General features: G+C 68.1%; 20 protein-coding genes. 6 read left to right on the forward strand and 14 right to left on the reverse strand.

What is annotated here, in order from left to right; genetic code table 11:
• Window positions 1–57: 57 nt before the first annotated feature.
• The gene (locus tag ACLB90_RS19270; protein WP_017354429.1) at window positions 58–1,815 is read right to left on the reverse strand and encodes an EAL domain-containing protein; all 1,758 of its coding nucleotides are present in this window, start codon (window positions 1,813–1,815) and stop codon (window positions 58–60) included.
• A gap of 4 nt (window positions 1,816–1,819) precedes the next feature.
• The gene (locus ACLB90_RS19275; RefSeq protein WP_411850955.1) at window positions 1,820–3,928 is read right to left on the reverse strand and encodes a PAS domain S-box protein; all 2,109 of its coding nucleotides are present in this window, start codon (window positions 3,926–3,928) and stop codon (window positions 1,820–1,822) included.
• Between the two features lie 180 nt (window positions 3,929–4,108).
• On the opposite strand from ACLB90_RS19275, the gene ACLB90_RS19280 reads away from it, so the two are divergent.
• Window positions 4,109–6,901 carry an EAL domain-containing protein gene (locus ACLB90_RS19280; protein ID WP_411850956.1) on the forward strand — a complete coding sequence of 931 codons (2,793 nt, stop codon included), beginning with the start codon at window positions 4,109–4,111 and terminating at the stop codon, window positions 6,899–6,901.
• Window positions 6,902–7,395: 494 nt separating this feature from the next.
• Here the strand turns inward: ACLB90_RS19280 and ACLB90_RS19285 are convergent, their stop codons facing one another.
• From ACLB90_RS19285 to ACLB90_RS19310, 6 genes are all read right to left on the reverse strand, one after another.
• A complete protein-coding gene (locus ACLB90_RS19285; protein WP_411850957.1) occupies window positions 7,396–7,686 on the reverse strand; it encodes a hypothetical protein in 291 nt (96 codons plus the stop codon).
• A 104-nt stretch (window positions 7,687–7,790) separates the two neighbouring features.
• Window positions 7,791–8,981, reverse strand: coding sequence for a methyl-accepting chemotaxis protein (locus tag ACLB90_RS19290; protein ID WP_411850958.1), 1,191 nt, complete (start codon window positions 8,979–8,981; stop codon window positions 7,791–7,793).
• A 94-nt stretch (window positions 8,982–9,075) separates the two neighbouring features.
• Window positions 9,076–9,690: a high frequency lysogenization protein HflD gene (gene hflD, locus ACLB90_RS19295; protein WP_411850959.1), complete on the reverse strand. Its 615-nt coding sequence runs from the start codon at window positions 9,688–9,690 to the stop codon at window positions 9,076–9,078.
• Window positions 9,687–10,826 carry a tRNA 2-thiouridine(34) synthase MnmA gene (mnmA, locus tag ACLB90_RS19300; protein ID WP_411850960.1) on the reverse strand — a complete coding sequence of 380 codons (1,140 nt, stop codon included), beginning with the start codon at window positions 10,824–10,826 and terminating at the stop codon, window positions 9,687–9,689. The genes hflD and mnmA overlap by 4 nt, the downstream gene beginning before the upstream one ends.
• A complete protein-coding gene (locus ACLB90_RS19305; RefSeq protein WP_411850961.1) occupies window positions 10,823–11,284 on the reverse strand; it encodes an NUDIX hydrolase in 462 nt (153 codons plus the stop codon). Before ACLB90_RS19305 ends, mnmA begins: the two co-directional genes overlap by 4 nt.
• A gap of 1 nt (window position 11,285) precedes the next feature.
• The gene (locus ACLB90_RS19310; protein WP_411850962.1) at window positions 11,286–11,750 is read right to left on the reverse strand and encodes a hypothetical protein; all 465 of its coding nucleotides are present in this window, start codon (window positions 11,748–11,750) and stop codon (window positions 11,286–11,288) included.
• Window positions 11,751–11,845: 95 nt separating this feature from the next.
• Here ACLB90_RS19310 and clpS point away from each other — a divergent pair, with 95 nt between their 5' ends.
• Window positions 11,846–12,178: an ATP-dependent Clp protease adapter ClpS gene (gene clpS, locus ACLB90_RS19315; protein ID WP_411850963.1), complete on the forward strand. Its 333-nt coding sequence runs from the start codon at window positions 11,846–11,848 to the stop codon at window positions 12,176–12,178.
• A gap of 14 nt (window positions 12,179–12,192) precedes the next feature.
• On the opposite strand, the gene ACLB90_RS19320 is transcribed toward clpS, so the two are convergent.
• Window positions 12,193–13,008 (reverse strand): APH(6)-I family aminoglycoside O-phosphotransferase, encoded by an 816-nt coding sequence (locus tag ACLB90_RS19320; RefSeq protein ID WP_411850964.1) that lies wholly within the window; start codon window positions 13,006–13,008, stop codon window positions 12,193–12,195.
• Window positions 13,009–13,137: 129 nt separating this feature from the next.
• On the opposite strand from ACLB90_RS19320, the gene clpA reads away from it, so the two are divergent.
• Window positions 13,138–15,420: an ATP-dependent Clp protease ATP-binding subunit ClpA gene (gene clpA, locus ACLB90_RS19325; protein ID WP_411850965.1), complete on the forward strand. Its 2,283-nt coding sequence runs from the start codon at window positions 13,138–13,140 to the stop codon at window positions 15,418–15,420.
• A 71-nt stretch (window positions 15,421–15,491) separates the two neighbouring features.
• Here clpA and ACLB90_RS19330 read toward each other — a convergent pair whose 3' ends face one another.
• The 4 genes from ACLB90_RS19330 to ACLB90_RS19345 all read right to left on the reverse strand — a co-directional run bounded on the left by ACLB90_RS19330 (window position 15,492) and on the right by ACLB90_RS19345 (window position 18,273).
• On the reverse strand, window positions 15,492–15,860 hold the full coding sequence (locus ACLB90_RS19330; protein ID WP_411850966.1) for a hypothetical protein: 369 nt from the start codon (window positions 15,858–15,860) through the stop codon (window positions 15,492–15,494).
• A gap of 220 nt (window positions 15,861–16,080) precedes the next feature.
• Entirely contained in the window at window positions 16,081–16,299 is a 219-nt protein-coding gene (infA, locus tag ACLB90_RS19335; RefSeq protein WP_005409596.1) for a translation initiation factor IF-1, read from the reverse strand.
• Between the two features lie 115 nt (window positions 16,300–16,414).
• A complete protein-coding gene (gene aat / locus ACLB90_RS19340; protein WP_411850967.1) occupies window positions 16,415–17,149 on the reverse strand; it encodes a leucyl/phenylalanyl-tRNA--protein transferase in 735 nt (244 codons plus the stop codon).
• Window positions 17,146–18,273 (reverse strand): GNAT family N-acetyltransferase, encoded by a 1,128-nt coding sequence (locus ACLB90_RS19345; RefSeq protein WP_411850968.1) that lies wholly within the window; start codon window positions 18,271–18,273, stop codon window positions 17,146–17,148. The genes aat and ACLB90_RS19345 overlap by 4 nt, the downstream gene beginning before the upstream one ends.
• Before the next feature lie 191 nt (window positions 18,274–18,464).
• Here ACLB90_RS19345 and ACLB90_RS19350 point away from each other — a divergent pair, with 191 nt between their 5' ends.
• Both ACLB90_RS19350 and ACLB90_RS19355 read left to right on the forward strand, forming a co-directional pair.
• Complete coding sequence (locus ACLB90_RS19350; protein ID WP_411850969.1) at window positions 18,465–18,893, forward strand: hypothetical protein; 429 nt, start codon at window positions 18,465–18,467, stop codon at window positions 18,891–18,893.
• Complete coding sequence (locus ACLB90_RS19355) at window positions 18,890–19,159, forward strand: hypothetical protein (RefSeq protein WP_411850970.1); 270 nt, start codon at window positions 18,890–18,892, stop codon at window positions 19,157–19,159. The genes ACLB90_RS19350 and ACLB90_RS19355 overlap by 4 nt, the downstream gene beginning before the upstream one ends.
• 126 nt (window positions 19,160–19,285) lie before the next feature.
• Here the strand turns inward: ACLB90_RS19355 and trxB are convergent, their stop codons facing one another.
• Complete coding sequence (trxB, locus tag ACLB90_RS19360; RefSeq protein ID WP_411850971.1) at window positions 19,286–20,257, reverse strand: thioredoxin-disulfide reductase; 972 nt, start codon at window positions 20,255–20,257, stop codon at window positions 19,286–19,288.
• Between the two features lie 268 nt (window positions 20,258–20,525).
• Here trxB and ACLB90_RS19365 point away from each other — a divergent pair, with 268 nt between their 5' ends.
• Window positions 20,526–22,886, forward strand: coding sequence for a DNA translocase FtsK (locus ACLB90_RS19365; RefSeq protein WP_411850972.1), 2,361 nt, complete (start codon window positions 20,526–20,528; stop codon window positions 22,884–22,886).
• The last annotated feature ends 3 nt before the right edge of the window (window positions 22,887–22,889 follow it).

Consider the following 22,889-nt stretch of genomic DNA (forward strand, 5'->3'; position numbering starts at 1 on the left):
CGGCTGCGGGCTGTTCGCATGGACCGAACCAGGCCTCAGGCGGCGTCTGGGATCAGGTCACTCGTCTTCCGGCGCTGCAATCGCTACCGGCGGGGCGGTATTGGCGCGGCGCTGCTCTTCGTGCGTGCGGAATGCCTGGTGGATGTGCTTGCGCAGCTCATCGTCGTTCCACGGCTTGGTCAGGAAGCGGTAGATCGCGCCGCGGTTGATCGCGTCGGTGACGGTGTTGAGGTCGGTGTAGCCGGACAGCACCAGGCGGATCGTGTCCGGGTAGAGCATCTTCACCCGGCCCAGGAACTCGGTGCCGCTCATGTCGCTCATGCGCTGGTCGGACAGGATCACCTGCACGTCGTTGATCGCCAGCAGGTCGAAGGCATCGCGCACGTTGCCGGCCGCCAGGATGCGGTAGCCGTCGCGGCGGAACAGGCGCACCAGCGAGCGCAGCACGTTCTCTTCGTCGTCCAGCAGCAGCAGCGTCCGGTCCGGGCGGGTTTCGGCGAAGGCCTCCGGGCGCAGGTAGCGCCGGCGCAGCGTCATCCCGGCCGCGTCGGCCGACATCGGTTCGCCGAACAGATAGCCCTGGAACACGTCGCAGTCGTTGCGCCGCAGGAAGCCCAGCTGCGCCTGTGATTCCACGCCGTTGGCGATCACCGTCATGCCCAGCTGGTGGCCCATCGCGATGATCGCGCGGGCGATGGCCGCCTCACGGTTGCCGGCCGGCGCGCTCTTGATGAAGCTGCGGTCGATCTTCAGCTTGTCCACCGGGTAACGTACCAGCGCGCTGAGGCTGGAGTCGCCGGTGCCGAAGTTGTCCAGGCTCAGGCTGATGCCTTCGTTGCGCAGGTTGACCAGCGTTTCGTGCACGAAATTGACGTTGTTGGTCAGCGCGCTTTCGTTGATCTCCAGCGTCAGCATGTGTGCCGGCACCCCGGCCGTCTGCATCAGCGCCATCACCTCGGCGAAGAAGTTCGGGCGCAGCAGCTGCAGCGTGGACACGTTCACCGCGATGGTGAAATCGTCGAAGCCCTGGTCGCGCCACAGCCGCGCCTGCTTGAGCGCGCCTTCCAGCACCCACGTGCCGATCTGCACGATGATGCCCAGGCGCTCGGCGGTGCGCATGAAGCGCTCCGGCACCAGCATGCCCAGCGTCGGCGACTGCCAGCGCAGCAGCGCTTCCATGCCCACCACATGGCCATCGCGGGCGCTGACCAGCGGCTGGTAGCGCAGCTTCAGTTCGCCGTTCGGAATGGCATCCACGATCTGCCGGGCGATGATGCTCTCGCTGTGCGCGCTCGACGGCGTATCCACCGCGTGGATGCGCACCGCGTTGCCGCCTTCGCGCGCCGCCTGGTAGAGCGCGTCCTCGGCGTGGTCGAGCAGCCGCGACGCGCCGCTGGCGTGCTCCGGGCACAGGCTCACGCCCAGCTTGCCGGTCATGAACAGCGTATAGGGCAGCACCGAGAGCGGCAGCTCCAGCTGCTGGCGGATCTCCTCGGCCAGGTCCTCCGGCAACGGTACATCGGCGGTGCGCTGCACCGCGATCAGGAACTCATCGCTGCCATGCCGCCACAGTTTGCCGCGGCCGCGCAGGTGGTGCTGCAGGCGCTGGGCCACCAGCACCAGGGCCTGGTCGCCAACCTCCGCGCTCATGTTCTCGTTGACCGAGGCGAAGTGGTCGATGTCCACGTGCATCAGCATCAGGGGTGTGCCACCGGAGGCGGCCTCGGCCACCATCGCCTGCAGTTCGGGGTTGCCGGCGCCAAGGCGGTCCGGAGCATCCTCGATGCTGACCAGGGGCAGGGAAGGGTTCCACATGGGCTCAGTGTTCCAGGATTTCAGCAGCCCCCACGCCGGTGGCGCGGTAAGGCAGATACAGGTCGATCAGGGTGCCGGCGCCATGCGCCGACTCGATTTTCAGGGTGCCGCCCACGCTCTGCGCGCGTTCGCGCATCACGATCAGGCCCAGCCCGCGCGGGCCGTCCGGGTCGAAGCCTTCGCCGTCGTCGCGGATCTGCAGGTGCAGGCCCTGGTCGTCCACGTCGTGCAGCTGCAGACTGACCTGGCTGGCGCGCGCGTGGCGCAGCACGTTGGTCAGGCTCTCCTGGGCAATGCGGAAGCAGGCCTGTTCGATGTCGCCGGCCGGGCGGCGTGGCAGCGAGCGGATGTCCGGCAGCAGGTCGATGGCGGCCGAACGGAACAGTACGCCGGCCTGCCAGCGCAGGGCGGCCTCCAGCCCAAGCGCGTCCAGCTGCGGCGGGCGCAGCAGGGTGGACAGGTCGCGCAGCTTGCCTACCGTGGTATCGGCCAGCTGGATGATCTGCACCAGGTCTTCGTCACGGCGCAGCGGGTCAGCTTCGTCCTGCGCCGCATAGGCGGACAGCTTCATCGCGGTGATCGCCTGGCCGATGTCATCGTGCAGGTCGCGCGAGATCGCCCGGCGTTCGTCCTCCTGCAGGGAGAACAGCCGGCCGGCCATCGCCTGCAGCTCGCGGTTGCTGGTTTCCAGCGCCGCGCGGATGCGCTCGGGTTCGCTCAGGTCGCGCACGATCAGCAGCTTGCAGTTGCGGCCACCGTAGCGCACGTCGCCCACGGCCAGGCCGGCCTGGAAGTGCTGGCCGTCCAGCCGGCGCATGCCGATCACCTCGCCGGCACCGGTGGACGGTACCGGGATGGGCGCGAACAACTGGGCGCGCACCCGCGCCAGATCGGCACTGGCCACCAGCACCGCCAGCGGCTCGCCGAGCAGGGTGTGGTTGGCATAGCCGAACTGCGCGGCCGCGCAGGCATTGGCGTACAGCACGTGTTCGTCGGACAGGATCACCACGCCGTCGGGGAGCACCCGCACCAGCTCGCGGAACTGCTCCTCGCGTTCGCGCAGCAGGCGGCGCGACTGCTCGCGCTCGGTCACGTCCTGCAGCGTGCCCAGCACCCGCGGGCGGCCGGCGTCGTCCACGCCGCTCTGCGCGCGCAGGTGCACCATCAGGGCGCGGCCGTCCATCGCCAGCAGGGGCAGCAGCACGTCGATCTGCACGGGCTCGTCGGAGGTCATGTCGGCCAGCAGCTGTTCGCTCAGCGCCGCCGTCGCCGGATCGGCCGGGACCAGCAGTTCCTCGAAGCGGTGCCAGCGGCGTGCTTCGGGCGGGCGCCGTCCCAGCAGCCGGTAGACCTGGTTCGAGTAGCGGCCCTGGCCACTGGCAGGGTCCAGCTCCCAGGCGCCGATGCGGGCCATTTCGTGCGCCTCTTCAACGCGTGCCAGCGCCTGGTCGCGGCGTTGCAGCGCCTGGTCTTCGCGGGTGCGGTCGATGGCGATCAGCAGCCGCGCCTGGTGGCCGTCGTAGTCGATGGCGCTGCTGCGCATCTCCATGCGGCGGTGGCTGCCATCCTTCAGCCGCAGGTCGGCGGTGATCACGCACAACTGCTCCGGCTGGTCGCGGATCTGGGCCAGCTTGTCGGTCAGCGCGGCGTCCTGGTCGGGCGGCCACAGTGCATCCACCGGCAGCGCCATGAACTCCTCGCGGGTCCAGCCGAACAGACTGCACGCGGCCGGGTTCACATCCAGGATCGCCAGTGTGGCCAGGTCGTACACCAGGATCGGCCCCGGGTTGCCCTCGAACATCTGGCGATGGCGGGCTTCCGAGCCTTCCAGCAGCGCGTGGGTATGCAGCACGTGCTGGGCCAGCGGGCGCAGCAGCAGGTAGATCAGCGCGCCGCTGGCGATCACGAAGAACGCGCCCTTGAAGGTCTGCCAGCGGGCGGCGGTGTGCATGTCCCCGGCCATCACCTGCACCGCCGCATCGCTGCACAGGATCCACACCAGCGCCAGCACCAGATACATCCCCACCACCCGCCAGCGGTCGCGGCGCAGATCGCGCGCAAGCGGGCGTTCGGGCGGGGGCGACGGCAAGTGGCCGGAGGCGTCGACAGGCATGGGCGCGGCGGGAACCGGTGGCGAGGGCAGCGCCCATCTTAGAGGGTGCGACGGCCTTTGAGGTGAGGGGGCGGCGCTGCGCGGTGCGGGTCCGTGTGCGGGTGGGCGCTCAATAATCGGCCAAACCCGCCGCTAACGATTGCGTTCCCGGTTGTCGGGTGCGTTTCGGAGTCATACCGCGTGGACCAAGGGATCATCGCCAGTCTGCTGCAGCACCCGTTGGCCTCGGCACTGGTCATCCTCGACCGTGCCGGTCGCCCACTGGCGGCCAATCCGGCTGCGCGCGAGCACGGTCTGCCGGCAACCCTGGCCGCCTACGGCGAGGTGCTGGAAGACCTGCGCCTGCTCGCTGCCGACGGTGGCCTGGTGCCGTGTCAACTTCCCGGCGGCCCGCGCGGCCGATTCGATGGCTGGCTGCGTGCGGTCCATGACCCGGACGGCCAGCTGCTGGCCTTCACCCTGAGCGTGCCCGAACCGGTGGCCGCCTATGCCGGCAGCCGCTGGGAACTGGCCCTGGAACATGCCGGGCATGGGCTGTGGGATTGGGACCTGCCCAGCGATACCGTGACCCGCTCGCGGCGCTGGGACGGCGAGCCGATGGATGACGAGCAGGGCCTTGGCGACGCCGCCGGCGCGCTGCTTGATCACGTCCATCCCGATGACCAGCCGCACGTGCGGGCGGCGCTGGACGCGCACCTGCGCGGCGAGGGCGCGTTCTACAGCGCGCAGTTCCGCGTCCGCCATCCCGATGGCGACTGGCGCTGGATGCTCGACCGGGGCCGTGTGGTCAGCCGCACCGCCGATGGCCAGCCGCTGCGCATGGTCGGCACCCACACCGACATCCAGGCCCAGAAGCAGATGGAAGCCCAGCTGCGCGAGCAGCAGGTGCATCTGCGCGAGGCCCAGCGCATCGCCAGCATGGGCAGCTGGTCCTGGGACCCGGAGGCGCGCCAGTTCTGGTGGTCGCCGGAGTTCCGCGCCCTGGTGGGCGAGGGCGACGATCCCATGCCGGCGGGCCGCCATTGGCTGCGTCGGCTGGAACCGCGCTCGCGCGGCCAGCTGCGCAGTGCATGGCGGCGGATGTGGCGCGATGGACGCGCCACCACGCTGGAGCTGGAACTGCCGCGCTCGCGCGATGGCGCGCTGCACCTGCGGGTCTGGATGCAGCCGCTGGTCGGCCCGGATGGGCGCGTGCAGCGCCTGCTCGGCCAGGTCCAGAACATCACCGAACAACACCAGACCGATGCGCTCATCCGCTGGCGCACCGAGCTGCTCAACCGGGTCTCGGCCCTGGGCCGGATCGGCGGCTGCGAGATCGAGGTTGCCACGCGCAGCATGCAGTGGACCGAGGAGTGCTATCGCATCCACGGCCTGCGCAAGGAGCCGATCAGCCTCGACCAGGCGCTGGCGCTGTACACGCAGGACTCGCGCGATGCGTTCGAGGCCGCGCTGGAGCGCATCGCCGGGGGCGGCCTCCCCGAGCAGCTGGACCTGTGCTTCTACCGCCAGTCCGGGCTGCGCATCTGGGTGCAGGTCCTGATCGAACTGGACCACCGCGACGGCCTGCCGACGCGTTTTGTGGTGCTGTTCCGTGACATCACCCGAGAGCGCGAAGCCAATGAGCGCATCGAGCTGCTTGCGCACTACGATCTGCTGACCGGCCTGCCCAACCGCATGCTGCTGCGCGAGCAGACCGCCGATGCCATCGAGGAAGCCCGCGACCGCGGTGCGCCGCTGGCGATGCTGTTCATCGACCTGGACGGCTTCAAGACCATCAACGACACGTTCGGCCACGCCACCGGCGATGCGCTGCTCAAGGCCGCCGCCGCGCGCCTGCACCAGAACCTGCGCAACAGCGACCTGTTCGGGCGCTTCAGCGGTGACGAGTTCATCGTGGTGCTGCGCGACCTGGCCGACCCGGAAGACGCCGGCCACGTTGCACGCAAACTGATCGCCTCGCTGGCCGAACCGCTGCATCGCGGTGAAACCACGCTGAAGGTGGGCGCCAGCGTCGGCATCGCGATGCTCGACGACGGCCGCAGCGACTTCGATTCGCTGCTGCGCGCCGCCGACGCGGCGATGTACGCGGCCAAGGAAGCAGGTCGCAATACGTATCAGTACTACAGCCAGGACGCACTGCTGCGGATCCAGCGCAAACTGGAGATCGAGCATGCCCTGTTGGGTGCGATCGAGCGGGAGGAGTTCAGCCTGGCCTACCAGCCGCTGCTGCACGCCGACCACGGCGCGCCGCCGGCGATCGAGGCGCTGCTGCGCTGGCATCGGCCCGGCATCGGTTACTGCAGCCCGGCCGAGTTCATCCCCATTGCCGAAAAGTGCGGGGAAATCGTACGGATCGGCGACTGGGTCCTTGCCGAAGCCTGTCGTCAGGCGGCGGCGTGGGACCAGGCCGGGCTGCAATTTGATCGCGTGGCGGTCAACGTTTCGGCCGTGCAGTTGCGCGACCGTGGTTTTGCCGAGCGCGTGATCGACATCTGCCATGCACACGGCTGGCCGCCGCAGCGGCTGGAGCTGGAACTCACCGAATCGGCACTGATCCGCGACACCGACGTGCTGCGCCATTGCTTCGACGTGCTCGAACGCCACGGCGTGCCGTTGGCGGTGGATGACTTCGGCACCGGGTTCTCCAACCTGCACTACCTCAACCGTTTCCCGGTCGGCCGCCTGAAGATCGACCGCAGTTTCGTCCAGGGCATGCTGCACGATGCGGGCACCGCCGAGGTCACCCAGGCCATCGTGCACCTGGGCCACGCGCTGGGCATGAAGGTGGTCGCCGAAGGCGTGGAAACCGAACAGGAAGAGGCCATGCTGCGCCGCCAGGGTTGCGACGAGATCCAGGGCTACCTGTACTCGCGCCCGTTGACCCCGCGCGACCTTGCCCAGTGGCTCAAGCAGGGCGGGGCGCAGATCCCCCCGCGCGAACGCCTGCAGGCAGCGCCGCACGCCGTCACCTGACCCCCTGAGCGCCAGCCCCGTAGAGCCGGGCTCTGCCCGGCTGCTTTCCGATCCGGCGGCGCAAACCCACGCGCTCCACGCGCCAGCCCCGTAGAGCCGGGCTCTGCCCGGCTGCTTTTCGATCCGACGGCGCAAACCCCACGCGCTTCGCGCGCCAGCCCCGTAGAGCCCGGCTCTACACGGCGGCTTTCCGATCCGACGGCGCAAACCCCCGCGCGCCATGCGCGCCAGCCGACCAACGGTCGGCTCTACCGGTGCGATGACCGCTTTATGGGTGGCGATACCGGTGCGATAGACGGTCAATCGCCTGCGACAGCCGGGCAGAGCCCGGCTCTACGGGGTGAGCCTGCATCGCAGGGGTGCGCGAAGGTGCATTCCGCGCGTTCCGAAGCCGCCACGTAGAGCCGGGCTCTGCCCGGCTGCTTTCCTATCCGGCGCCGCAAACCCACGCGCTTCGCGCGCCAGCCGGGCAGAGCCCGGCTCTACGCGATGGGTCAGCGCGCTGCGTCGAGCGCGTCGCCGGTCAGGCCCAGGTCCCAGGCCAGGCTGGCATGGGCCGGATCGACGGGGTGTGGCAGCGCGGACGGCAGGGGCATCGGCCGGGTGGCCAGCCGCGCGAGTTCCTGTTGTGCCAACTGTTCCAGGCAGGCGATCAGGGCACGGCCGTGCGGCGGTGCGGTCGGCGCAGCAGGGGGCGCGTCGCTGGCCATGACGGTCTGCGTCACCGGTTCGGGGTCGGCAGCGGGCACGGAAGCAACGGCAGGCACGGACGTGTTCAACAGCATCGGACGATCATCAGCAACCAGGGCGGGTGATGCAAGCACAACGGCCCCGGTGATGCCGGGGCCGTTGCAGGTGCCGGTATGGTGGCCGGCACGCGACATGTCGATCAGAACAGTTCAACCGCACCTGCGGCCATGCTCTGCTGGGCCACCGCCTTGTGCGGCGGACGCTCCCATTCGCTCCGCATTTCGCGCAGGCGGCTACCGGTGCGCTGCAGGGCGGTGACGACTTCCTCGTCGAAAACGCCGCCATTGCGGTGCAGCAGTTCCTGCAGGGCCACGGCCTCACGGTTGATCGCGGTCAGGCGGTCCAGGTGGGTATGGACGCCGCCCAGGGCCTGGGTCGCAATGTCTTCGAACTGCAGGGCGCGCACCGCTTCGGCCACGCTGCTGTCGATGGCACGACCGCACTCGGAGATCTCGCGCATGCCATCGCCGAGCGAGGCGTTGATCTGGGCCACGTTGTCCAGCATCTGCGCCGCTTCGTGGCGCGCTTCGCGTGAACGGTCCATGTCACGCGAGGCCATGTGCGAGACGGTCTCGCGTACCTTGGCGATGGCGTCCTTGGAGCTGTGGGCCAGCTTGCGGATCTGTTCGTTGAAGGTGGTGGAGCGCTCGGAGAGGTTGCGCACCTCGTCGGCGACCACAGCGAAGCCGCGACCGGCTTCACCGGCACGTGCGGCTTCGATGGCGGCGTTCAGTGCCAGCAGGTTGGTCTGGTCGGCAATCGACTTGACGTCTTCCAGCAGCGCGAAGATGCCGTCCAGGTGCTGCGCCATCTGGTCGATGTGCTGCACCGTATTGCTGCTCTGGCCGCTGACCTGTTCCAGCGCTTCCACCAGCTGTTCCATGCGGTGGCTGGCGTGCTGGGCGAACCGGGCCACATCGACGCCGGCGCCGCCGTCTTCACCGGCACGGTCGACGATGCGGGCCAGTGCCTGGCTCTGCTGGCGGGACTTGCGGTTCATCGCATCGAAGCTGCCGCCCAGGCCGCTGACGGCGTGGCGGATCAGATCGCGGGCGCGTTCGACTTCGCCACGCGAGCCCTCAACCTCGTTGACCACAAACGAGCGCAGCTCGGTCAACAGTTGATCCTGCTCGCGCAGGATGCGGGCGTGTTCCGGCGAACGCTGGGTCTGTGCCCGTGCGGTCCACCAGGCAAAGCCAAGCCAGCTGAGCGTCATCGTGGTCAGGATCGCCCAACGCAGGGCGGCCGGCCACTCGAAGCCGATGGCAAAAGGAAGCAGAAGGGTCAGGACCAGGGGGGCGGCCAGACGAATGAAGATGCGTGAGTACATGGACGTTCTCGGGAAGTGCACGGAGGATGTATCGGCCGTACCCCCGTTTGCTTTAGCCGCCACACGCACATTCATCCATGTGACTGCGCTGTCCTCAGCGCAGCTGGCGGTCCACCGCGTCGATCATCGCCTTGCGCGAGAACAGGAAGTCCCAGTACTGGCCGCCGGTCTGGCGCCACAGCACCGCCGAACGCACGGCGGCGAGCAGTAGTGCGCGGATCTCGGCCACCACCCCGGCCTGGGCCAGATAGTGCGGGTTGCCCTGGACCATCACCCGCGGCTTCAGGTTGCTGATCGTGTCGGCATACACCCCGCCCAGCGTGGCCAGTACGTCCGGATGGCCGCTGTCGCCCAGCGAGAGGGCCTGGGCCTGGGCGCGCTCGATGCCGGCGCTGACTTTTTCCACCACGGCGTGCTCACGGACGAAACGGCGCTCCAGCTGCAGCACCGCCAGGGCCAGGCGGGGCAGGATCTCGTCCTGGCCCTGGCTGCGCAGGTAGTTGTGCAGCAGGCGCAGGCCCGGGGCGACGTTTGCGGCGCTGCCATAGATCTGCTGCGGGGTGTCGGCGTCGATGCGGAACACGCTGTCCACGGCGGTGCGGACCACCGCCGCTTCGGAGTGGCCGGTTTCGGCGATGCGGCGCACCTGCTGCAGGGCCTGGGCGATGCCGGCCAGTGCGAGAACGCGGTCGTCGATGGAAAAACTCATGCAGCAGATACCTCGAAAGGAGAAGGGGTGGTGCGCAGGCGCTGCTCCAGCGGCGCGTCGGTGGCGGCGATCACCGCGCCACCCAGGCAGACCTCATCGTCATACAACACCAGCGATTGACCGGGGGTGACGGCGCGCTGCGGGCGCGCGAACTGCACCTCCACGGTGCCATCGTCGCGGACCAGCACCGTGCACGGCTCGTCCGGCTGGCGGTAGCGGGTCTGTGCGGTGCAGGCAAAGCGCCGGGCGGGCGGGGCGCCGGCAATCCAGTGCGCCACCTCCGAGTGCAGGCGGGTGGACTGCTGCCACGGGCTGTCGCGATCCTGGTCCACATACAGCACGTTGCTGGCCACGTCCTTGCCGACCACATACCACGGCGCGGCCGGCCGGCCGCGCACGCCGCCGATGTTCAGGCCCTCGCGCTGGCCCAGGGTGAAATAGAACACGCCGGGATGCTCGGCGATGACCACGCCGTCGGGGTCGCGGATCTCGCCGGTGCGGGCCGGCAGGTAGCGGCCCAGGAACTCGCGGAAATCGCGCTCGCCGATGAAGCAGATCCCGGTGGAATCCTTCTTGGCGTGGGTGGGCAGGCGGGCGTCACGGGCGATCCGGCGCAGGTCGTTCTTCTGCAGGTCGCCGATCGGGAACAGCGTGGCTGCCAGCTGCTCCTGCCCCAGCTGGTGCAGGAAATAGCTCTGGTCCTTGCTGCGGTCGGCACCGCGCAGCAGCGCCCAATGCCCGCCGTGCCGGGCGATCCGTGCGTAGTGCCCGGTGGCGATGCGTTCGGCGCCCAGCTCGCGTGCCGCGTCCAGGAAGTGCTTGAACTTCACCTCGCGGTTGCACAGCACGTCCGGATTGGGGGTGCGCCCGGCGGCGTATTCGGCCAGGAAATGCTCGAACACGCCCTGCCAGTATTCGCTGGAGAAATCGCGGAAATGGAACGGGATGCCGAGCAGCCCGCAGACGGCCACCGCGTCGCGTCGGTCGTCCTCGGCGCGGCAGTCGCCGCTGCCGTCGTCGGCCCAGTTCTGCATGAACAGACCGGCAACCGGCTCGCCCTGCTGGACCAGCCGCCAGGCGGCGACGGACGAATCCACACCGCCGGACACGCCGACCATGATCCGCGGGGTGCTCATGCGGTTACCTTGACGATCGACAGGGGATGACGCTGGCCACCGAGGTAGTCGGCCACCACCTCCCACACCAGCGGGCTGCGCAGCCGCGCCGGGTCGGCGGCCAGCTCGGCCGGGGTCAGCCACAGCGCGCGCTCGATGCCGGCATCGAGCGGACGCGCCGGGTCATGCGCGACCGGGTCGGCGGCGTAGGCGAACCGCACGAACGGCGTGCCGTCCGGCGCGGTCCACTGGTAGGCCCCGACGAAATGGGTCAGGCGTACCTGCCAGCCGGTCTCCTCCAGGGTCTCGCGGACCGCCGCCTCGGCGAGCGACTCGCCGGGCTCCAGGTGGCCGGCGGGCTGGTTGAGCACCGCCCGCCCGTCGATCCGCTCTTCCACCAGCAACAGGCGCCCGTCGCGGACCACGATCGTGGCCACGGTAACGTGGGGCGCCCAGCGCGGGTCCTGCACGGCCGTCACCTCAGTAATCGTCCTTCTTGGTGAGCTCTTTCTCCATCGCATCGGCGGTGCGGATCGCCGCATCGATGGCGTCGCTCAGCGCGTCGGGCGAGGCGTTGGCGTCAACCTTGACCACGAACATGGCCAGCTCGCCCTGCTTCACCCAGCCGCCCATCTTGGCGTCCTGGGAGTCTTCGAGCAGGCGGTTGGCAACGGCGGCGGGGAACTGCTTGCCCGGGGAGGTATAACCCGGCGACCAGATCTCGCGGATCTTGTGGCTGCCGAATTCCTCGACCGCCGAGCGCACGTACACCAGCTGGCTGCGGCCGTCCTCGACATCGAAGACCAGCTTGTAGTCACCGTCGTCGTCGACTTCGTAGGTGTATTCCAGCTTGTCCAGGGTGGCGCCGACGACCTTGTCGGGGTCGGCTGCGTGGGCACCGAAGGCGGTGACGGTGAGCAACAGCGCGGCTGCAGTCCTTTTCATGACATTCCTGTGAAAGCGGGGGTGGGAAAGTGCAGATTGTGAAGGGCCACGGGGGGCAACGTCCAATCCTGCGGGCAGGGCCCTATAATGGCCCGATGCCACGAGAGCCTTCCCACGAACCCCACCACGACCACGGCGTGCTGCTTGAGCCTGCACGGCCGGAAGTCGCGCCGCCGCCGTTCTACCAGGTCATGCTGTTGAACGACGACTACACCCCCATGGATTTCGTGGTGACGGTGCTGCAGCATTTCTTCGCGATGGACCTGGACAAGGCCACGCAGGTGATGCTCCACGTGCATACCCGCGGCCGCGGCGTCTGCGGGGTATTCACCCGCGAGGTGGCCGAGTCCAAGGTCGCCCAGGTCAATGAATTCTCGCGCATGAACCAGCATCCGCTGCTGTGCACGATGGAAAAGACCGGCGGCTGATGCCGGGCTGGCGCTCAGGCGTCCGCAAGCCGCCGCAGCGCCAGTTCCGCCACCGTCAGGTCCACCGCCGCGTCGTCGCCATCGGCCAGGAACCACACCGCCGACAGGCCGGCGCTGGCCGCGATCCAGGCCAGCAGGCGCCGTCTGTCGATCCCGGCCAGGGCGCAGACCTGGGCAAGCCGGGCATCGAACACCGCCGGCTGCGTGGCCACGTGGATATCCGGCCCGCACAGGTCCGGGTTGCAGAAGAGCACCGTGTAGTCGAAGGCGCGATCGCCCAGCAGCCGCTTGGGGTCGATCGCCAGCCAGCCGCGTGGGCCGCCGTCGAGCACGTTGTCGTGGTGCAGGTCGCCATGCAGCGGGCGTAGCTCGATCTGGGCATCCAGCTGCCGGATCGCGAGTGATCTGCACTGTTCCAGCAATGGCGACAGTGGCAGCGATGGCGCCAGCAGGTCGGCGAACCAGGTCTGCAGGGTCACCAGTTCCTCCGGTGGCGCCGCGCGCGGGGCGTGCAGCCGCGCCAGCACGCCGCACAGGATCGCCGTGGCCGCCGCATCCCGCCCGTCCTGTGCCATGTGCCGCAGCGAGGTGCCCGGCACGGCGCGCTCCATCAGCAGCGCCTCGTCCTGCCACGCCAGCACCCGCACCGCACCGTCGCCGTCCCACCAGCGCAGCAGGCGGTGGCCGTTCCGCTCCTCTGCGCACGTGCTCATCTTCAACATCGCCGGGGTTCCGTCGGGGAGGCGGACCGGCCACACACGGGCGTGGGGCGTGGCGATGACGTCGCCATCACGTGCAAGCTGCCATTTCGTGAGCTGAAGTTCGGGCATCATGGGTCTCGCAGGCGGAGAAGGGCGATCGGTGGAGTGCTAACGCCATCTGAACGCACCGATCCGCTAGGGTGATGGAAATCGTGAAGGTTGGCCGCATATTGTTCCCAACTGCCGCCGGAGTTGATCATGTTCAGTAAAGACCTCGAACACACCATCGGACAGTGCTACAAGCGCGCCCGTGAGGCCCGGCATGAGTTCATGACGGTGGAACACCTGCTTTTGGCACTGCTCGACAACCCTTCCGCCCAAGCCGTGCTCAAGGCCTGTGGCGCCGATGCCGAGCGCCTGCGCCAGGAGCTTGAGCAGGCCATCGAGGCCTCGGTCTCGCGCCTGGCCGAAGACGACGGGCGCGACACCCAGCCCACCCTGGGCTTCCAGCGCGTGCTGCAACGCGCGGTGTACCACGTGCAATCCTCGGGCAAGAAGGAGGTCACCGGCGCCAACGTGCTGGTTGCCATCTTCGGCGAGAAGGACTCGCACGCGGTCTACTACCTCAACCAGCAGGACGTCACCCGGCTGGATATCGTCAACTACCTCTCCCACGGCATTGCCAAGCTGGGTGAGGAGGGCGAGGTGCCGCCGTCGGCCGATGGCGAGGGCCGGGCCGAAGGGGGCGAGGGCGAAAGCAAGGGCGATGCCCTGGCCGAGTTCGCCAGCAACCTCAACGAGCAGGCGCGCAACGGCAAGATCGACCCGCTGGTCGGCCGTGCCGATGAGATCGAGCGCACCATCCAGGTGCTGTGCCGCCGCCGCAAGAACAACCCGCTCTATGTGGGCGAGGCCGGCGTGGGCAAGACCGCCATTGCCGAAGGCCTGGCCAAGCGCATCGTGGAAGGGTCGGTGCCCGACGTACTGGCCGATGCCGTCATCTATTCGCTCGACCTGGGCGCACTGGTGGCCGGCACCAAGTACCGCGGCGATTTCGAGAAGCGCCTGAAGGGCGTGCTGACCGCGATGAAGAAGCTGCCGAACGCGGTGCTGTTCATCGACGAGATCCACACCATCATCGGTGCCGGCTCGGCGTCCGGCGGCACGATGGATGCCTCCAACCTGATCAAGCCGGCACTGGCGTCGGGCGAGCTGCGCTGCATCGGCTCGACCACGTTCCAGGAATACCGGGGCATCTTCGAGAAGGATCGCGCCCTGGCGCGCCGCTTCCAGAAGATCGACATCGTCGAGCCCACGGTCGGTGAAACCTACGAGATCCTGCAGGGCCTCAAGCCCAAGTACGAAGCGCACCACGGCGTGACCTATGCCGATGATGCGCTGCAGGCGGCGGTGGACCTGTCGGTCAAGCACATCGGCGACCGCCTGCTGCCGGACAAGGCCATCGACGTGATCGACGAGGCCGGTGCCCGCCAGCGCCTGATGCCCGAAGGGCAGCGCAAGGAGCTGATCGACATCGAGGAGATCGAGACGATCATCGCCAAGATGGCACGCATTCCGGCCAAGCAGGTCAGCGCCACCGACAAGGATGTGCTGCAGCATCTGGAGCGCAACCTGAAGATGGTGATCTTCGGACAGGACCCGGCCATCGAGTCGCTGGCCTCGGCGATCAAGCTGGCCCGTTCGGGCCTGGGCAATCCCGAAAAGCCGATCGGCAACTTCCTGTTCGCCGGCCCCACCGGCGTGGGCAAGACCGAGGTGACCAAGCAGCTCGCGCTGCAGCTGGGCATCGAGCTGGTGCGCTTTGACATGAGCGAGTACATGGAGCCGCATTCGATCAGCCGCCTGATCGGTGCCCCTCCGGGCTATGTCGGCTTCGACCAGGGCGGCCTGCTCACCGAGAAGATCGTCAAGACCCCGCACTGCGTGCTGCTGCTGGACGAGGTGGAGAAAGCCCACCCGGACATCTTCAACATCCTGCTTCAGGTCATGGACCGTGGCGTGCTCACCGATACCAACGGGCGCGAAGCCAACTTCAAGAACGTGGTGCTGGTGATGACCACCAATGCGGGCGCGGCGCAGGCCGCGCGGCGTTCCATCGGCTTCACCCGCCAGGATCACGCCACCGATGCGATGGAAGTCATCCGCAAGAGCTTCACGCCGGAGTTCCGCAACCGCCTGGATGCGATCGTGCAGTTCCAGCCGCTGGGCTTCGAGCACATCCTGCGGGTGGTGGACAAGTTCCTGATCGAGCTGGAGATGCTGCTGCAGGAGAAGCACGTCAGCCTGTCGGCCACGCCGACCGCGCGCGACTGGCTGGCCCACCACGGTTTCGATCCGCTGATGGGTGCCCGCCCGATGGCCCGCGTGATCCAGGACAAGATCAAGCGTCCGCTCGCCGACGAACTGCTGTTCGGCAAGTTGATCAACGGCGGCAGGGTGAGCATCGACGTGCGCGACGACGAGCTGTTCATCGAAACCCAGGCCGAACCGGAGCGTCGCCTGCCGGCCACGGTGGAGTAAGGGCCGCGCAACCGGCGGTCACCGGAAACCAGGAAGCCCCCGCTCTGCGGGGGCTTCTTTTTTCACGCGGCTCAGCGGCGGTTGCGCGCCTTGCGGGCGTAGCTCTCGGCGGAGATCGGCTCCAGCGAGGCGATCTCGCAGCTCTGCGTGCGGGTCTTCAGCACGCTGCCGGCGGCGCTGCACAGCTGGCCTTCCTGGCCGTTGGTCTCGAAGGTGAGCGTGGGGGAGATGGCGGCACTGTCGCAGCTGTTGCGGAAGTGCACGACGAAATGCTGGTCGGCATTGCGCAGCAGGATGCTGCGGCTGGCGCCGGCGCGCACCAACTGCTGGTCCGACGACAGGGTGATGCAGTCCGCGGGGGCGGATGCGGCGGTTTCGGCGGCCTGCGCCGGGGCGATGGCGGCAAGGGCGAGCAGGGAGGAGGCGATCAGGGTCTTCATGGCAGGGGCAGGGGTGGCGGTCCGGACTGGACCGACTGCCAGCATGCGCGACGTCCCGCCAGGGCGAATCTGCAGCAAGGCACGCTGACCGATGTCAGGGTGCGTACGGTCAGGGTGCCGCATGGCAGGGGGCGCTTTCCTGAATGGCGCCCACGCAAAAAGGCCAGCTCCCTGGCTGGCCTTCTGGCGGGGCTTCTGTTGGGAAGCCGCCCCGAACCGCTTACTTCATGCGGTACGTGATGCGACCCTTGGTCAGGTCGTAGGGCGTCATTTCGACCTTGACACGGTCGCCCGTCAGGATGCGGATGTAGTTCTTGCGCATGCGGCCGGAGATGTGGGCGATGATTTCATGCCCATTTTCCAGTCGGACGCGGAAAGTGGTGTTCGGCAGCGTCTCGCTGACGGTGCCTTCGAACTCGATGGAGTCGTCTTTCGACATGTAGTCCTGTGCAGTTCTGTAAACGGCCGAGCTGGCCTTAAGAGCGGGCATTTTACGCACTCTTCCCCGCGGATGCAAAGTTTGTGTTAATCACCCGCCAGACGCCCCAGCAGCCCTACACCAGCGAAGAAGCCGCCAACACCCCAAACCGCTCCGTCCAGCCCCCCGGCGCCTCTGGCACCGTCACCTGCTCACGCACCACCTCCAGAAACCGCGCGCGCGGCCAATGCTCGGCGCCCATGCGCAGCAGGTGATCGTTCTCCACCTGCGCATCGATCAGTGGCCAGCCCCACAGCGCCAGCTGATGGGCGAGCCCGGCCAGGGCCACCTTGGAGCCACCGCTGGCCGCAGTGAACATGCTTTCGCCAAAGAACATCCGGCCGATGGCCACGCCATAGATGCCGCCGACCAGGTGCTCGCCGTCGAACACCTCGACCGAATGCGCGTGGCCCAGCCGGTGCAGGGCCACGTAGGCCTCCTGCATGGCGGCGGTGATCCAGGTGCCGTCCTGGCCCGGGCGCGGGCTGGCCGCGCAGGCGGCGATCACCGCGTCAAAGCAGGTGTCGGCGCGCAACTGCCAGGTGCTGCCGCGCAGCGTGCGGCGGAGCCGCGCAGACAGGTGGACCCCTTCCGGGCGGAACACCATGCGCGGGTCCGGCGACCACCACAGCAGCGGCTGGCCCTCGGAGAACCACGGAAACACCCCGCTGGCGTAGGCGTTGAGCAGGCGCACCGGGTGCAGGTCGCCGCCGATGGCCAGCAGGCCATCCGGCTCGTGCAGGGCGGTCTCGGCCGGCGGGAAGGGGGCGTCCGGGCGCGGGTCCAGCTGCCAGGGCAGGCGCCGGCTCATGCGCCGGGCACCTTGAACGGGCTGTGTGCGGCCAGCGTGCGCGCGTAGCCATCGACTTCGGCGCGCTCGTGCGCGCACCAGTCGGCCAGTGCGGCGGCGAAGGCCGGCTCGGCGATCCAGTGGTGGCTGTACACGCGCTGCGGCAGGAAGCCGCGCGCCAGCTTGTGCTCGCCCTGGGCGCCGGGCTCGAAGCGGGTCACGCCCTCGCGCAGGCAGTACTCGATCCCCTGGTAGTAGCAGGTCTCGAAATGCAGGCCGGGCAGGGTGGCGCCGCCCCAGTAGCGGCCGTACAGCGTGTCCGCCCCGCGCAGGCACAGTGCGCCGGCAATCGGGGTGCCGTCGTGCAGGGCCAGGAAAAGCACCAGCTGGCGCGGCAGCGCCTGGGCCAGGTGCTGCAGGAACGGCAGGGTCAGCGCCGGGGAGTTGCCGTATTCGGCGAAGGTCTGCAGGTAGAAGCCATGCATGGCCTGCAGGTCGTCCGCGCTGGCCTCGTCGCCGTGGACGATGCGATACGTGACGCCACTGCGGGCGAGCTTGGCGCGCTCCTGGCGGATGTTCTTGCGGTGCTTGTGGTCCATTGCCGCGAGGAAGTCCTCGAAACGGTGCCAGTCGCCCGGGTTGTGCCACTGGAACTGGATGTCTTCGCGGCGCATCCAGTCCGCGCCGAACGCGGGGTTCTCCGCGTCGGGATGGAAGTTGAGGTGCGCCGAGGACCAGCCCCTGCGTCCCACCTCGGCGGTGAGCGCCTCCAGCAGGGCGGTGCGGTGTGCGTCGTCACGCGCCAACATGCGCGGCCCGGTCACCGGCGAGTACGGCACCGCGCCGAGCCACTTGGGGAAGTAATCGCGCCCGTGCTGCGCGTAGGCATGCGCCCAGGCGTGGTCGAACACGAACTCGCCGTGCGAGTTGTCCTTGAGATAGCCGGGGATCGCGCCGACCAGCGTATCGCCGTCCCACAGGGTGAAGTGGCGCGGGCGCCAGCCCCATTCCGGGCGCAGGCAGCCATGCGCTTCCAGGCCGTGCAGGAAGGCGTGGGAAACAAACGGGTTGCGCCCATCGTGCAGGGCATCCCAGGCGGCCGGGGAAACGTCGGACAGGCGGTGCAGGAAGCGGGGGTCGGGCATGTGGGAAGGATAGGGCAGAGCGATGGTGAGCGGGGTGTTGAGGGTGGGGCTATGCGTTTGGGGTTGGCGATTGAAACGCCGTTCGGCAGGCCGTCGTATTTGGGCGATAGCGCAGCGTTTGGCGCGATTGCGCGCGGCAGGCTGGAGGCGGTTCAGCAAAGTGCCTTCCACTCTCGTCGAAGGAAACGATCATGGAAACCCTGGTTCATTGGCGACGGTTCGGTCTGGCTTTGCTGGTTCTTTGCGGTTGCCTTTCCCACGGGGCAGCTGCGCGCCAGGTTGGGCCATCAGAAGGTGTCGGGAGTGATGCGGCGCTGGATCTGCTGCTCACCCGTGAGGCGCAGCGTCTTCTTGACCTGGACAGGATGGAGCAATCGCTGCCGACGAATGTGACCGTCACTGCCCGGGCGGATATTGCGGGCAGGCGCCTCATCATCGATTTTGGCCCGGGATTCCTGCCCGCTGAAGACGATGGCTCCACCGAGGAGGTGGTGCAGGATATCCGTGGTTCGGTTCGGTATTACATGGAGCGGGCTGTCCTCGAGGAAGTGCAGGTTGACATCCTGTACGAGGGGCTGCCGCTCCATCGCCACTTCCCTTCACCGAGGCAGAGGGTATGAAGACTTCCCGGTTCGACGTGCCGTTCGAGGGCTACCCGCAGTACCCGTTGCGTATCGTGACCCGCAATGTGGGGTGCCCGCCGGGCTGGGTGTGCAGGGACAATGAGGTCGCCGTGGATGCGCCCCAGTCCACCCCGCTCAAGATCGCACTGGTCTGCAACAACGCCGGTTCGGCGCCGCTGTTATGGGAGACCTCGCTGGTCGACGATGACGGGGTCACATCGGTGCCGGTCCGGCATTGGCAGCAGTGCATCCGCAGTTCGTAGCCGTTGCTGGCCCGCGTCGCAGGGGTGCCGGGCCGGCGTTTGGCCCCGGCCGGCTTGGCTGTAGTCAATAACAAAAAGGCCGGCGCATTGCGCCGGCCTTCAGCTGCTGCGTCGGTGCTGCCAGGATCAGCCCAGGTCGCCCTTCGCATCCAGGTAGCGCTCGGCGTCCAGTGCGGCCATGCAGCCGAAGCCGGCCGAGGTGATCGCCTGGCGGTAATGCTGGTCGGCGACGTCGCCGGCGGCGAACACGCCTTCCACCGAGGTCTGGGTGGCGTTGCCGCCCAGGCCCGAACGGATGTCCAGGTAGCCGTTGTTCATGCTCAGCTGGCCGTCGAACAGGCTGGTGTTGGGGTGGTGGCCGATCGCCACGAAGAAGCCATGCGCCTCGATGTCGCGGGTACTGCCGTCCAGCGTGGACTTCACGCGCACGCCGGTGACGCCGGCATCGTTGCCCAGCACTTCGTCGACCTGGTGGTGCCACACGGTCTCGATCTTGCCGGCGGCCACCTTGGCGAACAGCTTGTCCTGCATGATCTTCTCCGCCTTGAGGGTGTCACGGCGGTGGATCAGGTAGACCTTGCGGGCGATGTTGGACAGGTACAGCGCCTCTTCCACGGCGGTGTTGCCGCCACCGACCACGACCACGTCCTGGTCGCGGTAGAAGAAGCCGTCGCAGGTGGCGCACGCCGACACGCCGCGGCCCTTGAAGGCCTCTTCGCTCGGAATGCCCAGGTACTTGGCCGTAGCGCCGGTGGCGATGATCAGGGCGTCGCAGGTGTACTCGGCGCTGTCACCGATCAGCGTGAACGGGCGCTTGGACAGGTCGGCGGTGTGGATGTGATCGAAGATCACCTCGGTCTCGAAGCGCTCGGCGTGCGCCTGCATGCGCGCCATCAGGTCCGGGCCCATCAGGCCATGCGCATCGCCCGGCCAGTTGTCCACTTCCGTGGTGGTCATCAGCTGGCCGCCCTGCTGCAGGCCGGTGATCACTACCGGCTTGAGGTTGGCGCGGGCGGCGTAGACGGCGGCCGTCCAGCCGGCGGGGCCGGAACCGAGGATGACGAGCTTCTGGTGGCGGGAGGGCGTGGAATTGCTCATGTAGACTCGCGTTGAGGTGATGGGACGGTGCGCGGGCGGTGATTGCCTGGCGTCCGTGGCACGCCATAGAGTGGCGGCAGGGGCGGGGCGATTCAAGGCGGCCGGTGGAACGGCGCGGGCCAGCGAAGGCGCCATCCCTGCCCAGCGCCGGGGTTTTGACGGTCCGAGTGCCGTTCCGACGTGCCGACCCGGGGTTGGCACCTATCGACAGGGCGGTGAGTCGTTTATTATCAAGCACTAACAGTGCATTCCCAAGGTCTGGTCTAAGGTGGCGAAACAGGTCCCGGAACGATCCAAGTCTCCCGACAACAAGGCGCCGTCGCGCAAGGCCGCGAGCGCGGACAATCCGCGCCGGCAGCGGTTGTGGCGGGATCTTGGCGTGATCGCCGTGGCGCCGGCGCTGCTGTATCTGGTGGCCAGTCTGTTCACCTATTCGGCAACCGATCCGGGCTGGTCACACACCGGCAGCGTGGTCGCGCCGGTGCACAACATGGGCGGGCGGGTCGGCGCCTGGGTGGCCGATGTGCTGCTGCAGCTGTTCGGCTTCATCGCCTTCGTGCTGCCGGTGGTGCTGGGCGCGCTGGCGTGGATCGCCATGTTCGGGCTCAAGCGCGAAGGCAAGGGCGAGCACGACCTGGACCCGGCGCTGCGCCTGATCGGCCTGGTCGGTTTCCTGATCGCCGGTACCGGCTTCATGCACCTGCGGCTGTACAACCAGGTGGACGTGGCCAGCGCCGGCGGCATTCTCGGCAAGCTGGTCGGCACCTCGCTGACCGTCGGTTTTGGCGAACTGGGCGCGAACCTGTTCGTGCTGGTGCTGCTGCTGGCCTCGATCACCCTGGCGACCGGTCTGTCCTGGTTCACGGTGATGGAGAAGATCGGCCGGGCCGTGCTGGCGCTGCCGCCGCTGCTCAACCGCAAGAAGGAGCAGGCCACCGAATGGCAGCAGACCCGCGCGCTGCGCGAGGAGCGCCAGGAAGTGCGCAAGGTCGATGCCGAAGTGCGCGCCAAGCGTGAGCCGGTGAAGATCGAGCCACGTCCCGAGCCGGTGCTGGAGAAGAGCGACCGGGCCAAGCGCGAAACCCAGATTCCGATGTTCCGCGGGGTCAACGGCGATGGGTCGGACGTGCCGCCGCTGGCGCTGCTGGACGACCCCAAGCCGCAGCCCAAGGGCTACGACGAGGAAACGCTGGAAACCCTGTCGCGCCAGATCGAGTTCAAGCTCAAGGACTTCCGCATCGAGGCCCAGGTGGTCGGCGCCTATCCGGGCCCGGTGATCACCCGCTTCGAGATCGAGCCGGCGCCGGGCATCAAGGTCAGCCAGATCAGCTCGCTGGACAAGGACATCGCGCGCGGCCTGTCGGTGAAGTCGGTGCGCGTGGTCGATGTGATTCCGGGCAAGTCGGTGGTGGGGCTGGAAATTCCCAACGTCACCCGCGAAATGATCTACCTGTCCGAACTGCTGCGCTCCAAGGAGTACGACAAGTCGGCCAGCGTGCTGACCCTGGCGCTGGGCAAGGACATTGCCGGCCGCCCGACCGTGGCCGATCTGGCGCGCATGCCCCACCTGCTGGTCGCCGGCACCACCGGTTCGGGCAAGTCGGTGGCGGTCAACGCGATGGTGCTGAGCCTGCTGTACAAGGCCTCGCCGAAAGACCTGCGGATGCTGATGATTGACCCGAAGATGCTCGAACTGAGCGTCTACCAGGGCATCCCGCACCTGCTGGCGCCGGTCGTGACCGACATGAAGGAGGCCGCCAACGGCCTGCGCTGGTGCGTGGCCGAGATGGAGCGCCGCTACAAGCTGATGAGCGCGGTGGGCGTGCGCAACCTGGCCGGCTTCAACAAGAAGGTCAAGGATGCCCAGGACGCCGGGCAGCCGCTGATGGACCCGCTGTTCAAGCCCAACCCCGAGCTCGGCGAAGCGCCGCGCCCGCTGGAAACGCTGCCGTTCATCGTCATCTTCATCGACGAATTCGCCGACATGATGATGATCGTCGGCAAGAAGGTCGAAGAACTGATCGCGCGCCTGGCGCAGAAGGCCCGTGCGGCCGGCATCCACCTGATCCTGGCGACCCAGCGCCCGTCGGTGGACGTGATCACCGGCCTGATCAAGGCCAACATCCCGACCCGCATCGGTTTCCAGGTGAGCTCGAAAATCGATTCGCGCACCATCCTGGACCAGTCCGGCGCCGAAACCCTGCTCGGCCACGGCGACATGCTGTACCTGCCGCCCGGCACGGCGCTGCCTGATCGCGTCCACGGCGCGTTCGTCTCCGACGAGGAAGTGCATCGCGTGGTGGAGCACCTCAAGGCCAGCGGCCCGGCCGACTACATCAGTGGCGTCCTCGACGAAGTGCAGATGATGGGCGATGGCGTCGTGGTGGGCCCGGGTGGCCTGCCTGAAGCCAGCGGCGGGGCCGGCGATGAGTCCGACCCCCTGTATGACGAGGCCCTGCGGATCGTTACCGAAACCCGCCGTGCGTCCATCTCCGGTGTGCAGCGTCGCCTGAAGATCGGCTACAACCGTGCCGCCCGCCTGATCGAGGCGATGGAAGCGGCCGGCGTGGTCAGTCCGCCCGAACACAACGGCGACCGCAGCGTGCTGGCGCCGCCCCCTCCGAAGTAACCG

It is taken from the genome of Stenotrophomonas sp. LGBM10, from assembly GCF_046736075.1.
In the GTDB taxonomy this organism is placed as follows: domain Bacteria; phylum Pseudomonadota; class Gammaproteobacteria; order Xanthomonadales; family Xanthomonadaceae; genus Stenotrophomonas.

Excerpts from the sequence above, each read along its gene's own strand:
- infA (WP_005409596.1), bottom strand. The coding sequence starts at position 16,299 with ATGTCGAAAGACGACTCCATCGAGTTCGAAGGCACCGTCAGCGAGACG.
- clpA (WP_411850965.1), top strand. The coding sequence starts at position 13,138 with ATGTTCAGTAAAGACCTCGAACACACCATCGGACAGTGCTACAAGCGC.
- ACLB90_RS19285 (WP_411850957.1), bottom strand. The coding sequence starts at position 7,686 with ATGCTGTTGAACACGTCCGTGCCTGCCGTTGCTTCCGTGCCCGCTGCC.
- mnmA (WP_411850960.1), bottom strand. The coding sequence starts at position 10,826 with ATGAGCACCCCGCGGATCATGGTCGGCGTGTCCGGCGGTGTGGATTCG.
- hflD (WP_411850959.1), bottom strand. The coding sequence starts at position 9,690 with ATGAGTTTTTCCATCGACGACCGCGTTCTCGCACTGGCCGGCATCGCC.
- ACLB90_RS19270 (WP_017354429.1), bottom strand. The coding sequence starts at position 1,815 with ATGTGGAACCCTTCCCTGCCCCTGGTCAGCATCGAGGATGCTCCGGAC.
- ACLB90_RS19345 (WP_411850968.1), bottom strand. The coding sequence starts at position 18,273 with ATGCCCGACCCCCGCTTCCTGCACCGCCTGTCCGACGTTTCCCCGGCC.
- clpS (WP_411850963.1), top strand. The coding sequence starts at position 11,846 with ATGCCACGAGAGCCTTCCCACGAACCCCACCACGACCACGGCGTGCTG.
- ACLB90_RS19290 (WP_411850958.1), bottom strand. The coding sequence starts at position 8,981 with ATGTACTCACGCATCTTCATTCGTCTGGCCGCCCCCCTGGTCCTGACC.
- ACLB90_RS19275 (WP_411850955.1), bottom strand. The coding sequence starts at position 3,928 with ATGCCTGTCGACGCCTCCGGCCACTTGCCGTCGCCCCCGCCCGAACGC.
- ACLB90_RS19350 (WP_411850969.1), top strand. The coding sequence starts at position 18,465 with ATGGAAACCCTGGTTCATTGGCGACGGTTCGGTCTGGCTTTGCTGGTT.
- ACLB90_RS19320 (WP_411850964.1), bottom strand. The coding sequence starts at position 13,008 with ATGCCCGAACTTCAGCTCACGAAATGGCAGCTTGCACGTGATGGCGAC.
- ACLB90_RS19355 (WP_411850970.1), top strand. The coding sequence starts at position 18,890 with ATGAAGACTTCCCGGTTCGACGTGCCGTTCGAGGGCTACCCGCAGTAC.
- ACLB90_RS19310 (WP_411850962.1), bottom strand. The coding sequence starts at position 11,750 with ATGAAAAGGACTGCAGCCGCGCTGTTGCTCACCGTCACCGCCTTCGGT.
- aat (WP_411850967.1), bottom strand. The coding sequence starts at position 17,149 with ATGAGCCGGCGCCTGCCCTGGCAGCTGGACCCGCGCCCGGACGCCCCC.
- ACLB90_RS19330 (WP_411850966.1), bottom strand. The coding sequence starts at position 15,860 with ATGAAGACCCTGATCGCCTCCTCCCTGCTCGCCCTTGCCGCCATCGCC.
- trxB (WP_411850971.1), bottom strand. The coding sequence starts at position 20,257 with ATGAGCAATTCCACGCCCTCCCGCCACCAGAAGCTCGTCATCCTCGGT.